Source organism: Acinetobacter colistiniresistens, assembly GCF_024582815.1.
Lineage (GTDB): Bacteria > Pseudomonadota > Gammaproteobacteria > Pseudomonadales > Moraxellaceae > Acinetobacter.
In genome coordinates this window covers 3,145,410-3,160,050 of record NZ_CP102099.1, presented here as the reverse complement: position 1 = coordinate 3,160,050, position 14,641 = coordinate 3,145,410, and the positions used below count along the sequence as shown (strand labels likewise).

Sequence of the window (14,641 nt, the reverse complement as noted above, 5' to 3'; positions counted from 1 at the left end):
TTAGAAAAGTATTTTGAAATAGCTTTTGCAGTTATTAGTTCTATATGGATCTCTTATTCCTTAATATCTAGTTTCAAAAGTTATGCATATGTTAAAAAAATCTGAGTTCTATCTCCAGTTTACTCTTTGATAATCCGAAATACTTTAAAAAGTTAGATTTGACTAGCTTTTTTTAATAGAAACAACGACAGGAATGGTTGCAGCTGCTAGATTCAGAGAGCTAAAAGTACTAAAAGAGATACCGTTTTTCTAGAGGTCCCTTTCCATTAGCACCTAATATGAATGATAAAAATCTTAACCTATTATTACTCAATCATGGAGAGTGGTATAAATCGGTTGTAAAAATTTAATTTTCTCAGCTTTTTGTTTATCAATATTAGCAATAATAATATTTTTCCTAAGTGAAAATATTACTTAGAGCTAGAGAACTTGCTGCAGGTGCTGCTGGAGCCTTTATTGTATTAACTGTTGCTACAGGGGGAACTTCACTAGTTGTGTTAGGCTTAGCTGCTGGAACATCTGCTTTTCTTGGATGGGCTGGTGGAGAAGGAGCTGGTATTCTTTCAGAATATATATATGATAAAGCGAGTAAATAAATGAATCATATTTTTGATTTACTTATTAATGATAGGAAATTTTTATTTTCTGTTCTTTCATTCTTTTTTATTCCTTTTCTTCTTTTTTATATTATACAATATTTTTATGTATCTTATCATTTAAAGGGGATGTGTAAAGTTATTTTTAATGAGGAAAAATATTTTAAAGTCCCCTTGGAGCCTTTTAATTTCTTTTTTGTCAGTGTTTTACCAATAGTCTTCTGGCGTGAAGTCTTAAATATAAAAAGAAGTTAAATTTAAAAAACTTTATGGTAAAGATTTTTACTATCCAGTAGATAAATATAAATTAAATAAAATGTTAGCTAAGTATAAAATTTTCTTTTATCTCCAATATTTAATATATTTTTTGTAATGCTTTGGGGTGTTTATGATAGTAGCCCTTATTCTGGATTGAATTTAATTTGCTTTATTATTGCAAGTTCAGGTTGCTAGAGTTGATTATCTTAAAACGGTTGAAGGACATAAAAAAGCTATTTTGGAGAGATTACCCTAAATAAAAAAGTTGAATCTGCTAATGCTGCGGCTATTTTTCATCAATTAGCAGCAAGATATGTGAATCGTAATGAAGCTTTACGAGGAATTATTTACTCTAAGCCAGTGCTTGTACTGCAACTCCACGCACAGTATATAAATATTGGACACGCTACTCAGGACTATGAAAAATTTAACATTAAAACATTACTTGGCGCTTATTCTGATTCTTTCAGGTATCTTGGCTATTTGTTTTGAATCTCTTACAAAAGGTTTTGTCACTTACGTGCCTCATGGCGGGGGAGGATTTGTCTATTTGAGGGAAATGGAAGGCTCAAACGAAGATGAAAGCGTACTCCTTTGGTTCTTCGGTATTGTAAGTGTTATTCTTGGTACTATAATGTTCTTTGTGAAGAATATTATATATGTTCTGAGAGTTGGCTTTTTGCTTATGTATTCCTGTTCTTATGTGCACTCATGACCGATAGTGATCCTTTAAACCAACTCATTATTAATACAGTTAAGTTTGATCATAATATCTACTTAATTTTATGGTGTATTTTTTAGCTCTTTATACTTTAGTTTTTACAATATTAAATATGAGAAATAACTGATTTTTAATAGTAGTTATTTTGAAAATGATCCTCCCTTTGTAGTTGGTCGGATTCACGAAGCACATCGTAGTCCAACCAAATTCGACAACGCAGGCAAATGGATGTTGCTAATATTGAAGCAGTAATTTTAAGTGTTACTTTTGTTAATATAATTTCCTTATTTTCTGAGAAGAGCTTAAAATTTTTTTGAAAAAGAAAACTATTCTATGTCTTGGATTTCAGCTCGGCTATGAGAGTGGTAGAGCAGCATAAAAAGTTATGGTTTTATATTAAGTTATCTGTTTTTTTGGTTCTACGATAGTTATAAGCTCAGTTATGCTCTTTTGGCTGTAATTCAATTATTGATAATTTTATCTATCTAAAAGGATATTCCATACTTGTCTGAGCTTAATCCTGTTCCATTAAACACACTCCGTAAAGACCGACTTTATAGTTTAACCATTGTTTGTGAGCATGAATTTCTTCATTTTCTTATGAGGTTAAACAAGGACGTACAACAATGAAAAAAGCACTATTTCTCTTGGGTTCAATGGGTATCTTGGCAAATACGCCAGTCTTGGCCGCCGATTTCAGTATCGGTGATCCGAAAACACAAGCGGGTGAACTGAAACTGACAGGCGCAATCCGTACCCGCTATATCCATAAAGACTATATTGTCGAAGCCAATGAAGGCTCTAAGAACGATGACTGGCGGCTGGCAGATATTAAAGCGGTACTCAGTTATGAAAACCCAGACTGGATTGCATCGATGGATGTACGCTGCTACCAGTATGACCGCTTATGTGATGCACTATTTTTAAAAGATGCTTGGGTAGGCTATAAGTTTTCAGATCAGCAACGACTGACAGTCGGTTTTCAATCGGTTGATTTTGGCTTTGGACGACTATGGGGCAATAGCTATTATGAAACTTTGCTGAATACCGTTGGACTGGAAGACATTCAAAACCTTGGAGTGAAATATCAGTTTAAGGACAATCTGTATAATTTCATTCTTGGTTTTTATCCAACCGATGGTGGCAATTACAAAGGTACCTCCAAGGATTCCAGTCGCTATAGCGGTAACTTTGTGAGGGCAGATGATCTGACTCAAGGCACCGATATTGATGAAAAGAATATGTGGGTGACACGCTTATCCCGAAAATTTGAGCTCGATCAATCTCAGAATTTTTCGACTGAAATTGGCGGTTCTTACTGGTACTCAGAACTAGAAAATAATCGTACCAATCGAGATGGGCATCGCAGTACTTGGAGTGTTTTTAGCACTACCAATTATCAGGCATGGCAATGGTTGTTCTTGGCAGGAGAGCAGAATATTAAAAATGCAGATGATCTTTTGCCAAAAAGCTCGACCATTGGCGCATTTGATTATCCTTATCAAGTAGCGAACAAAGGCAAATATATGGCCAATGAAATTAACTACACCTTTGCCAAGCCTTTCCATCAGTTAGAAAATATTAAACCTTATGTGTCGTATAGCCGTTTTTATAAAGATGAATCAGGCTATCAAGATTCAGATCGCTTAATCGCAGGCCTATATTTTAACTATAAAAAAGTCGGCATACAGGGCGAATATATCTGGAGCCGTAATGACCCAATGACGGGTAGTGGCGCAGATGGACTGGCGCAAGGGGACAGCAATCAATGGAATAAACTGTTCTATTTATCGTTGGGTTATTACTTCTAAACTCAGCACTGAAAATGAGCTAGTCTGTTTGAGATAGACTGGCTTTTTTGTTTAGGCAATTCTTAGAATCAAAGCCCCAATTAAAATGAGACAAGAGGAAATAATCCGTACCGCATTGATGCGTTCTTTTAGAATAAAGATCGAGATCAGCGTGGCAAATAGAATTGAGGTTTCCCGTAGTGCCGCCACAACGGCAACAGGCGCAAAGGTCATCGCCCATAGCGCCAAGCCATAAGAGAAAAATGAACCGATGCCACCGATTAAGCCCAAATGCCAATTACGACGGAAATATGCACCCATCTGACGATATTGCATTCTCAAGGCAAACATAAAAAAGATCAGACCAGACAGCACGAAACTCCACAGGATATAAGCAATTGGCGAACCCGACAGGCGAATCCCATGACCATCCAGCAAGGTATAGCCTGCAATCAGGACGGCATTCAGCAAAGCTAGACCAATACCTTTACGTCCCGTTTGGGGAGCAGCCAAGATCATGGATAAGATCCCGACGGAAATGGTGATGATGCCGAGCCATGCATTGAACTGTAGTTTTTCATGCAGCAAAAATGTACCTAGAATTGCCACAATCAGCGGCGCTGTGCCACGCATTAAGGGGTAGGTCAGTCCCATATCGGCGATGCGATAGATTTTAGCCACCATGCCAAAATACAGAATTTGTATTGCCGTTGAAGCCAGAATATAAGACCAGCTGTCGCTGTGCGGCATTGGGAAGAAGGGCAAGAGCAGCGCTGCTAAAACTGCTGCTGAGGCAGTGACCAGTACCGTGGTAAGAAACTTATTTGTGCCTGCTTTTACAATGGCATTCCATGTGGCATGGCATACCGCTGCGATTAAAATAAGGACAAATATTGCCGTGCTCATAAGCTGCCTGCTGATTCATGATCTCGCTAATGTGCATGATGTTGCTGAAAAAAGAAAGCAGGCAGCTTGTCGCCCTTATAAAAAGACTTTTCCCGTATTTGGATTGATCGGCTCAATCGGCTGGATCAACTGACCCCGAGTCAGATTCTGAACATGCTGTAAGCGGTTGATCAGTTCATTCTGAATAAACAGGATACAGGTCTGTAATTTAGATGAGCTTTTTAAGCGCGAAGGATACACTGCCCAAACATCGGCATCTTGCCAGTATTCAGGCAAGATATGCTGCAATTCACCGCTAATCAGTTCATCGGCGACATCCCAGATTGAACGTAAGATAATGCCATGTCCTTCAATGGCCAGTTGATGAATAATTTCGCCATTATTGGAGATAAAGCGCGGCGTGACATGCACCGACCGATCTTCCGAAGGATGACGTAATTTCCACAATACCGAGGATTGATCGCGTTCACTGATGGTCAGGCAATCGTGGTTACGTAAATCCTCCAGACTTTCAGGCATGCCATGTTTTAACAGATAACTGGGTGCTGCACAGAAAATCCGAAAATTTGAGACCATTTTTTTCGCGATCATATTCGGGGCAATGTCGTTGCCAATGCGAATATCCAGATCAATGCTGTGTTGAATCAGGTCCTTGGTGTTGTCGATGGTATCAAATTGAATTTCCAGTTTGGGGTACATGGTCATCAATTTAGACAGAATAGGCGCAACATGTTTACGGCCAAAACCGAAGCTGCTGACAATATCGAGATGACCTGTGGGTGTGCTTAAGGGGTTATTCACCAGCTCACTGATTTCATCAAATTCATCCAGAATATTCGAAACCCGATCCAGAATCAGTTTGCCATCTTCAGTCAAACTGACATGACGGGTACTGCGATGAAACAGCTTGCAGTTCAGGTTGGTTTCTAAAATGTTGATGCGTTTACTGATAAATGCAGGTGAAGCACCCAGCTCCTCAGCTGAATCGACAAAACTCTTGCGTTTTGCGACTGTGCAAAAAACCTTTAAATCCGATAGGTTAGGTAGATTATTCACGATCCGTGTCCATTGGGGTGATAGTTTTCTTATTGATCATTGTTGCTGAAAACAGCATGTTTACAGCTAAGGATATTAACCAAAGGTGTAAGGGTGCGTTATGGCAAAAAAGTATAAAGTTGCCACGATTGCGGGTGATGGGATTGGTTTAGAAGTTCTACCAGAAGGCATCAAGGTTGTAAAGGCAGCAGCAGACAAATATGGCATTCAACTTCAAATGGATAGCTTCGATTGGGCCAGCTGTGATTACTACCTTGAACACGGCAAAATGATGCCGGATAACTGGTTTGAGGTTCTGCAGGAATATGATGCCATCTTCTTTGGTGCGGTGGGATGGCCTGAAAAGGTGCCTGATCACATTTCACTGTGGGGGTCATTGCTGCAGTTCCGTCGTCGTTTTGATCAGTATGTGAATTTACGGCCTGTTCGGTTAATGCCTGGGGTGAAATGTCCACTGGCTGGCAAACAACCCGGCGATATCGATTTTTATGTGGTGCGTGAAAACAGCGAAGGTGAATACTCTGCCATTGGTGGTAAAGCTTTTGAAGGCACCGATCGCGAGTTTGTGTTGCAGGAAGCAGTGTTTACCCGTCATGGCGTCGATCGTATTTTGAAATATGCCTTTGAATTTGCGGACCAGCGTGAGGCTAAAAAAATCACGGCTGCAACCAAATCCAACGGTATTGCGGTGAGCATGCCGTACTGGGATGAACGTGTCGATGCAATGGCAAAAAATTATCCGCAGATCAAGGCTGATAAGCAGCATGTTGATATTTTAGCAGCACGTTTTGTCTTGCAGCCTGAGCGTTTTGATGTGGTGGTAGCGTCGAATTTATTCGGGGATATCTTGTCGGATTTAGGACCTGCCTGTACTGGCACTATTGGTTTGGCGGCTTCGGCAAACTTAAACCCTGAACGTAAGTTTCCTTCGCTATTTGAACCTGTACATGGTTCAGCACCTGATATTTACGGACAACAGATTGCCAATCCGATTGCGGCGATCTGGTCGGGTGCCATGATGCTGGATTTCTTGGCAGATGGAGATGAGCAGGTGATTCAGGCAGGACAGGAAATCATGCAGGCAATTGAACATGTCTTGGTAAATGGTCCAAAAACGCCTGATGTCGGTGGTACTGCCAAGACCTATGAAGTGGGCGATGCGATTGCCTCCTGTGTGACTGAGCAGAAAATGGATTTATTCGCGATGGAGTAAGTATCTCTTAGGGAATAGTCACTATCCGAGATGGATTGAATAGATATGGATAATCAAATTACAAAACCTTATACAGATAAGACGCTTGCGATCACCAGTCTTGCCGTTGTGTTTACATGGGTAGCTGGTCTGGCAATCTACTCATCTGAATCAATACAACTGGCTGCAAAATGGATGCAGTGGACCACTTCGATGTTCACCACGCCAGTCCTGTTATTTGCTTTTTTATCAATTATTTTTACCTTTGGTTTGGCCTTTAGTAAATACGGCAAAATCAAGCTGGGTGAGGGCAAACCGCAATACAGCACCATGTCATGGATTTTCATGTTCATTTTGTCAGGGATTGGGTCTTCCACCTTGTACTGGGGCTTTTTAGACTGGGCTTATTATTATCAAACTCCTGGGTTAAATTTAGCGCCTGAATCGGCAGAAGCACTGAAATACAGTGTGGCCTATTCCTTCTTTCACTCTGGTCTAAGCGCATGGTCGATCTATGCCTTGGCGTCGATTTCATTGTGCTACAGCTACCATGTCAGAAAGAATAAAGGGCTGAGTCTGGCATCTGTGATTGAAGCGGTGACGGGCTTTAAAGCTACAGGCCCAGTTGGTCGTGTGGTTGATCTGATGTTCTTGCTGTGTATGTTTGGTGCCTTGACCATTTCACTGGTACTGACTGCGGTGACCTTTACCAACATTCTGTCGCAGCTCACGGGTATTCCCAATACCTTCATGACCAAAGTCATCATCATCTTGGCGGTATCCATCTTATTCGCACTGAGCTCTTATGTTGGAATGGATAAAGGGATGCAGCGTTTAAGCCATATGGTGTGTTTGGGCGTGGTGTTGTTTGCGATCTATGTGCTGTGCTTTGGGCCAACCCAGTTCATTATGAATAATTCATTGATGAGTTTTGGTCTGATGGCGACCAACTTTGTCGATATGAGTTTATTTACCGACCCGATGGGCGATGGGAAGTTCACCCGTGAATGGACCGTATTCTATTGGTTGTGGTGGATTTCTTATGCACCGGGCGTGGCTTTGTTTGTGACCCGTGTATCTAAAGGTCGCACCATTAAAGAAGTGATTCTTGCCATGGTCATCGGCGGTAGCGTTGGTTTATGGTTCATCTTCGGTGTGTTTGAGAACTACAGTGTCTATAGTTTTATTCACGGCATGGTCAATGTACCGCAAGTTTTGAGTCAGCAAGGTGGTGAAGTAGCGATTGGTCAACTGCTGGGTTTGTTGCCCGCAGGCAAGCTGATGATGTGGTTATTCCTTGGCATTATGGTGATTTTCCTCGCAGCACATATGGATGCAGTGGGCTATGCGGTCTCTGCCACTTGTACCCGAGGTCTGCGTGAAGGGCAAGACCCGTCACCGAATGCACGTTTATTCTGGTGTCTGATGTTAACACTGGTGCCGATTGCGATGATTTTCTCTAAAGCGCCATTAGATACCATGAAAACCGCCACCATTGTGACTGCCTTGCCATTTATTGTGATTATTCTGGTACAGACTTACGGCTTGGTGAAATGGCTGATCGAGGATTACTCAAAAGTGCCATCGCATTTGATTGAGCAGAATAGCTTTAATGACTTGGAAGCGCTTGAGCACATTGACTCCAATCAACAGATGCAGATTGATATTGCGGCAACTCAAGTTGCGCATAAAAGCAGTCAAAAGGAATTGTCATGACAGCACAACCGAACACGCGCGATGCGTTAAGCGAAGAAATGCAAAGTCTGGTGTACTGGAGCAGCATTTATTCAGCAGCGGATAACGATATTGATTCGATTCGTGCAGCCTACGATGCGATGTGCTTGCACTACACTTTACCCCGCGATGGTACGGTGAATATTGAAGATAAAACCGTTGCGCATGCCACTCATCCCGTCAATGTTCGGTTGTATTCACCCTTGGGCCAAGCACCTGCGCAAGGTTGGTCTTGCGTGCTGTTTATCCATGGTGGTGGCTGGATGCTGGGCAATCTGGATTCACATGAATTTATCACCCGCTATTTATGTCGTGATCTGAATGTTGCGGTACTGAGCGTAGATTATCGGTTGGTACCAGAACATCATTTTCCAGCCGCTTATGAAGACTGTGAAACAGTCTATCATTGGCTACGTGAGCATGGCGCAGACTGGAACATTAATCCAACGCAGATTGCCTTAGTAGGAGATAGTGCAGGTGGCAATTTAGCTGCAGCACTGGCAGTTCAGTTACAGCATACAGGCAATCAGGCTTGTGGTTTGGCTTTGATCTACCCATGTTTGGGCAGCAGTTTTGATACCGCGTCTTGCCAGCAGCATGCACATGCGCCGTTATTGACGCTCGAGGAAATGCATTATTACCTGAAGGAATATGCACCGAATGAAAGTGACTGGCAGGACACACGTTTAGCACCACTTTTGGCAGAAGAGTTCAGTGATATGCCACGCAGCTTTGTTGCGGTGGCGGAATACGATCCACTAAGTGATGACGGACGTATTTTTGTGGACAAGTTAAAGCAAGCCAATATTGCCGCCGAGTTTTATCTCGGCAAAGGATTACTACATGGCAGTTTACGTTTAGTACGGGACTGTCCTGTAGTGCAGGATTTATATCAGCACATGCTGAGTTCGTTAAAGCAAATGTTCAAGTGATTTGGACATCAGCCAATTTTGATAAAACGGTCGTTAGGACAAAACAGTTTAATGGAGTAAAACCATGAATGCAGTTGAAAAATTACCAGAAGATTTCTGTTCAAACCCAGATGTGGCATGGACATTTCCAAAGGTGTTCTATACCTCATCTCAGGTGTTTGAGCGCGAAAAAGAAGAAATTTTTGCGAAAAGCTGGATTTGCGTGGCACATGGCAGTGAAGTTGCCCAAGCCAATGACTATATTACCCGTAAGGTGATTGGGGAAAATATCATCGTGATTCGAGGTAAAGACAGCGTATTACGTGCCTTTTATAATGTCTGCCCGCATCGTGGTCATGAGTTATTAAGCGGCAGTGGTAAAGCCAAAAACGTGATTACCTGTCCGTATCACGCATGGACCTTTAAGCTGGATGGTAGTTTGGCGCTGGCACGCAACTGTGATCATGTTGAGTCTTTTGACAAGCAAAACTCCAGCATGGTGCCGTTAAAAGTTGAAGAATACGGTGGTTTTATCTTTATTAATATGGATGAAAATGCCACCTGTGTTGAAGATCAGCTGCCTGAATTTGCACAAAAACTGAATGAAGCCTGTGCGGTCATCAAAGACTTGAAACTGGCGGCACGTTTTGTAACGGAAACACCTGCGAACTGGAAAGTGATCGTGGATAACTATTTAGAATGTTATCACTGTGGTCCAGCGCATCCGGGTTTTGCTGACTCGGTACAGGTGGATAAATACTGGCACACCACCCATCAAAACTGGACGCTGCAATATGGTTATGCACGTTCTTCAGAAAAATCTTTCAAGCTTGATCCATCGGTTAAAGATCCGACCTTTAGTGGTTTCTGGACGTGGCCGTGCACCATGTTTAACGTACCGCCGGGTGCAAACTTCATGACGGTGATCTATGAGTTCCCGATGGATGCGGAAACCACTTTGCAGCACTATGACATTTTCTTCACCAATGAAGAGCTGACCCAAGATCAGAAAGATCTGATTGAATGGTATCGCAATGTCTTCCGCCCTGAAGACCTTGAACTGGTTGAAAGCGTACAACGTGGTTTAAAATCACGGGGTTATCGTGGTCAGGGGCGTATCATGACCGACAAGCAACGTTCAGGAATCAGTGAACACGGTATTGCTTATTTCCAGAATCTGGTTGCGCAACATCACAAGTAATTTTGTCTCAGGCATTAGATAATTTAAGGTGCGGTGATCAGGCCGTACCTTGCTTCAATCGATAGGAACATGACATGTCAAGTTTGCAAGCAAGTCCGTTATTTCAACAGCGCGGATTGATCAATGGTCAATGGGTCAGTGCACAATCCGATGCCACCATTGCTGTGACCAATCCTGCGACAGGAGAGGAAATTGGTGTCATTCCCAATATGGGGGCAGACGAAGCCACTGTCGCGGTGGAAGCGGCGTATCAGGCTTTAGCAGCGTGGAAAGGCTTGACAGCACAAAAACGTGCAGACCTGTTATTGGCTTGGTATCAATTGGTTTTGTCACATGCCGATGAACTGGCGCGAATGATGACCATTGAACAGGGTAAACCCTTAGCTGAAGCGTTGGGTGAAGTGAAATATGCGGCTTCGTTTATCCAATGGTTTGCCGAAGAAGGCAAGCGTGTTTATGGTGATGTGATTCCAACCACCAATAGCCAGCAGCGATTTATTATCACCAAAGAACCTGTCGGTGTGGTTGCGGCAATTACGCCGTGGAATTTCCCGATAGCGATGATTACCCGTAAAGCTGCACCTGCTTTGGCGGCAGGCTGTACCATCGTGATTAAACCCGCCAATGAAACGCCGTATTGTGCACTTGCGCTTGCCAAACTGGCGGAAATGGCTGGTATTCCGGCAGGGGTAGTGAATGTCGTCACTGGCAAATCACAAGAGATTGGTTTGGTCTTTACTAGCCATGAAAAAGTCAAAAAATTGACCTTTACCGGATCTACACCTGTGGGGCGTTTATTGATGCAGCAATGTTCAGGCACCATTAAAAAGTTGGCTTTAGAACTGGGTGGCAATGCACCACTGATCGTGTTTGATGATGCAGATCTGGATAAAGCGGTACAAGGTGCAATCTTTGCCAAGTTCCGTAATGCAGGACAAACCTGTGTTTGTGCCAATCGAATCTATGTACACGACAAGATTTATCAGGCATTTACCGAGAAATTTGTACAAGAGGTACAGAAATTCAAAATCGGCAATGGTTTGGAATCTAATGTGCAGATCGGACCGTTAATCAATGACAAGGCGGTACTGAAAGCAAAACAGTTGATTGATGATGCCTGTGGCAAAGGTGCACAAGTCGCTTGTGGTGGTCAACAGCATTCACTGGGTCAGACTTTCTTTGAACCAACGGTTTTAACCGATGTGTCTCGTGATATGGAGATTGTTCAGGAAGAAATTTTTGGGCCAGTCGCGCCGTTAATCCGCTTTACTGAGGAAGCTGATGTCATTGCACAAGCCAACGATACTATTTTTGGTTTGGCCGCTTATGTGTATAGCGAAAACATTTCACGGATTTGGCGTGTCGCTGAACAGCTGGAATATGGCATGGTCGGGATGAACTCAACCGCGATTTCCAACGAAGTGGTGCCATTTGGCGGGGTGAAACAATCAGGTGTTGGTCGTGAAGGCTCTAAATATGGTTTGGAAGAGTTCATGACCATTAAATATATGTGTTTAGGGTTATAGCAACAATGCCTGTTTGGACTCTCTTGATGGACGGTCCGGCAGGCAATATGCGCTTAAAATTAGAAAATGCTTAGATGAGCAGCATGCGGTAAAGAGGATTTAGACATGGCTAGTCATTATGAAATGTTTGCATCAGTGGTCACACGCGTAGAGCAACTGACCCCACTGATCAAACGGTTTACATTTAAACGTCAGGACGGACAAAATTTCCCTCAATTCAATGGTGGCAGTCATATCATTGTGAAAATGAATGACCAGCTATCCAATGCCTATTCACTGATGAGCTGTGCTCAAGATCTTTCAACTTACCAAGTCTGTGTCCGTAAAGATATTGAAGGTAAAGGCGGTTCAGTCTATATGCATGATCAGTGCAATGAAGGCTGTGAAATTCTGATTTCTGAACCGAAGAATCTGTTTCCACTAGCAGAAGATGGGGAGAAACATATTCTGATTGCGGGTGGAATTGGCATCACCCCGTTTGTGCCGCAAATGGATGAACTGGCTGCACGTGGTGCTGACTATGAGTTGCATTATGCCTATCGTTCTCCAGAGCATGCCGCGCTGTTAGAAGAACTCAAGCAAAAACATGCTGAACATATTTTTAGCTATATCGATTCGGATGGAAAATCTCTGGATCTAGATCAACTGATTGGATCTCAGCCGAAAGGCACGCACGTCTATGTGTGTGGGCCTAAGCCGATGATTGATGCGGTGATTGATCGTTGTAATTACCATCGTTATCGTGATGAATATATCCATTGGGAACAATTTGCATCTACTGTACCCGAAGAAGGTGAAGCGTTTACGGTGGTCTTGGCAAAATCCAATCAGCAAGTCGAAGTGCAAGGCAATCAAACCATTTTACAAGCAATTGAATTGCTCAATATTGATGTGGAATGTTTATGTCGTGAAGGGGTTTGTGGCACCTGTGAAACCATGATTCTGGAAGGGGAAGCCGAACATTTTGATCAGTACTTGAGTGATGATGAAAAAGCCTCACAGCAATCGATGATGATCTGTGTGTCGCGTGCCAAAGGTAAAAAACTGGTACTCGATCTTTAATTTTAAACGTTGATTTTTAAAGTATAAAAAGCAGCCGAAGCTGCTTTTTATTGACTGAAACCTTGATTCAGATTTATTTTTTGCCTTTCTTAGTTTTTAAGTACTCTTGATAGGCTTCTTCGGCAAAGCGTCTTAATGAGTCTCCGATTGCAGCATATTGGTATTCATTCAGATTGGCCAATGACGCACGGGCAGAAGGGTGCTGTACCCCAAAGCCTGAACCGGGTAACAGCACTACACCTGTTTCATCTGCGACGCGGAATAATAATTCGGTCGGATTCTTGTTTTTCATCACCCAATCTGCAAAATCATCTCCGTACAATGTTCGAGAGGTGTTTTCCAAATTCACCAAAGTATAGTAATCGACCGAATTTGGATCGACAGGCACTTCAACCCCTAACTGGCGATATAGCGCAGCATCACGTTCACGCACCACGGATTTAACTGCTTTTTTATAGTTCTGTTGAGAATCCATCATATTGAACAGGGCAAACAGCACCATTTGCACTTGTTGCGGTGTAGAAAGACCTGCCGTGTGATTCAGAGCCACATTGCGGCTATCCGCCACTAGACGATCAATAAATTTGATCTTGGCAGGATCGGTAGTTAAAGATGAATAGCGTTCTTCCAGTTCTTTCTTGTCTTTTTTCGAGAGTGCCGCTAGCTTTTGATCCAGAATATTATTGTTTGAGAGCGCAATCACGCCCAATCTCCAACCGGTTGCCCCAAAATATTTCGAGAATGAATACACCAAGATGGTATTGTCTGGACAGATCGCAAATAGTGATTTGAAGTTGTCTGCAAAAGTACCGTACACATCATCCGTTAAAATAATCAGGTCAGGTCGTTTTTTAACGATATCAGCCAAGATAGCCAAGCCTTCATCGCTGAGTTTTACTGAAGGTGGATTACTTGGATTCACCAGAAAGAACGCTTTAATCGATGGGTCTTCCAGTTTCCGTAATTCAGATTCTGGATATTGCCAGTCGAGCTTTGGATCGGCTTCGATCAGGACTTCTTCCAGTTGATAATCATTCAGTTTTGGAATTTCCAAATACGGAGTGAAAATGGGTGCACCAATCGCGATACGATCGCCATTGGCGATAATTTTATTCTCTTTTAAGGAGTTAAAAATATAGGCCATTGCCGCCGTTCCACCTTCGACAGCAAATAAGTCCAAGCCTTCTTTGGGCATGCCTTGGACGCCCATTTCACGCAGGATATATTCTTTGATGATGGATTCACTGATACGTAGCATGCGGTCTGGAACAGGGTAGTTACAGCCTAAAATCCCCTCAACCATTTCCAGTAAAAAAGCATCAGGATCTAAGCCGAGCTGATCTCGGACATAGGAAATGGCTTTGCCTAAAAATACTACACCGGGTTTATCCCGATTATGCATAATGAAGCTGTCGAAGCGAGACTGTAAACCAACGGGGCGAGGGAATCCGCCTAAACCTTCTGGCATATAAGAGAACGAAAACTCTGATTCGGTGGTGGAAAACAGCCCCAATTGAAAGAAGGCTCGACGTGGAATCGTGGCTAAGAAGTTCGGATTGCCACGCCCTGCATTCAGCATCATTCTGTCTGTTTTACTTTGGGCAAGTTCGATTAAATTATCTTTTAGTTCGAATGGACTAAGTTTTGAGTATTTTGAATAATCAACGTTCCCCATGGGAAGTCTCCTT

The 14,641-nt window shown here is 42.6% G+C and carries 11 protein-coding genes; 8 read left to right on the top strand and 3 right to left on the bottom strand.

Features of this window, described 5'->3' with window-relative positions; genetic code table 11:
* Positions 1-401 precede the first annotated feature (401 nt).
* Entirely contained in the window at positions 402-596 is a 195-nt protein-coding gene (locus NQU59_RS15165) for a hypothetical protein (RefSeq protein ID WP_257063984.1), read from the top strand.
* 1,605 nt (positions 597-2,201) lie between these two features.
* Positions 2,202-3,386, top strand: coding sequence for a porin (locus tag NQU59_RS15160; RefSeq protein WP_257063983.1), 1,185 nt, complete (start codon positions 2,202-2,204; stop codon positions 3,384-3,386).
* 51 nt (positions 3,387-3,437) lie between these two features.
* Here NQU59_RS15160 and NQU59_RS15155 read toward each other — a convergent pair whose 3' ends face one another.
* The gene (locus NQU59_RS15155) at positions 3,438-4,271 is read right to left on the bottom strand and encodes a DMT family transporter (protein WP_257063982.1); all 834 of its coding nucleotides are present in this window, start codon (positions 4,269-4,271) and stop codon (positions 3,438-3,440) included.
* A 75-nt stretch (positions 4,272-4,346) separates the two neighbouring features.
* Complete coding sequence (locus tag NQU59_RS15150) at positions 4,347-5,327, bottom strand: LysR family transcriptional regulator (protein WP_257063981.1); 981 nt, start codon at positions 5,325-5,327, stop codon at positions 4,347-4,349.
* Between the two features lie 100 nt (positions 5,328-5,427).
* On the opposite strand from NQU59_RS15150, the gene NQU59_RS15145 reads away from it, so the two are divergent.
* The 6 genes from NQU59_RS15145 to cntB all read left to right on the top strand — a co-directional run bounded on the left by NQU59_RS15145 (position 5,428) and on the right by cntB (position 12,953).
* Positions 5,428-6,540 carry a tartrate dehydrogenase gene (locus tag NQU59_RS15145; RefSeq protein ID WP_005242257.1) on the top strand — a complete coding sequence of 371 codons (1,113 nt, stop codon included), beginning with the start codon at positions 5,428-5,430 and terminating at the stop codon, positions 6,538-6,540.
* Positions 6,541-6,579: 39 nt separating this feature from the next.
* Positions 6,580-8,235 carry a BCCT family transporter gene (locus tag NQU59_RS15140; RefSeq protein ID WP_257066317.1) on the top strand — a complete coding sequence of 552 codons (1,656 nt, stop codon included), beginning with the start codon at positions 6,580-6,582 and terminating at the stop codon, positions 8,233-8,235.
* On the top strand, positions 8,232-9,185 hold the full coding sequence (locus tag NQU59_RS15135) for an alpha/beta hydrolase (RefSeq protein ID WP_096911173.1): 954 nt from the start codon (positions 8,232-8,234) through the stop codon (positions 9,183-9,185). Before NQU59_RS15140 ends, NQU59_RS15135 begins: the two co-directional genes overlap by 4 nt.
* Positions 9,186-9,249: 64 nt before the next feature.
* Positions 9,250-10,365: a carnitine monooxygenase subunit alpha gene (gene cntA, locus NQU59_RS15130; protein ID WP_005242253.1), complete on the top strand. Its 1,116-nt coding sequence runs from the start codon at positions 9,250-9,252 to the stop codon at positions 10,363-10,365.
* Positions 10,366-10,439: 74 nt separating this feature from the next.
* Positions 10,440-11,891 (top strand): NAD-dependent succinate-semialdehyde dehydrogenase, encoded by a 1,452-nt coding sequence (locus NQU59_RS15125; RefSeq protein ID WP_257063980.1) that lies wholly within the window; start codon positions 10,440-10,442, stop codon positions 11,889-11,891.
* A gap of 105 nt (positions 11,892-11,996) precedes the next feature.
* Positions 11,997-12,953 carry a carnitine monooxygenase, reductase subunit CntB gene (cntB, locus tag NQU59_RS15120; RefSeq protein WP_257063979.1) on the top strand — a complete coding sequence of 319 codons (957 nt, stop codon included), beginning with the start codon at positions 11,997-11,999 and terminating at the stop codon, positions 12,951-12,953.
* Between the two features lie 73 nt (positions 12,954-13,026).
* Here the strand turns inward: cntB and NQU59_RS15115 are convergent, their stop codons facing one another.
* Positions 13,027-14,628, bottom strand: coding sequence for a bifunctional aspartate transaminase/aspartate 4-decarboxylase (locus tag NQU59_RS15115; RefSeq protein WP_005242250.1), 1,602 nt, complete (start codon positions 14,626-14,628; stop codon positions 13,027-13,029).
* Positions 14,629-14,641: the final 13 nt, after the last annotated feature.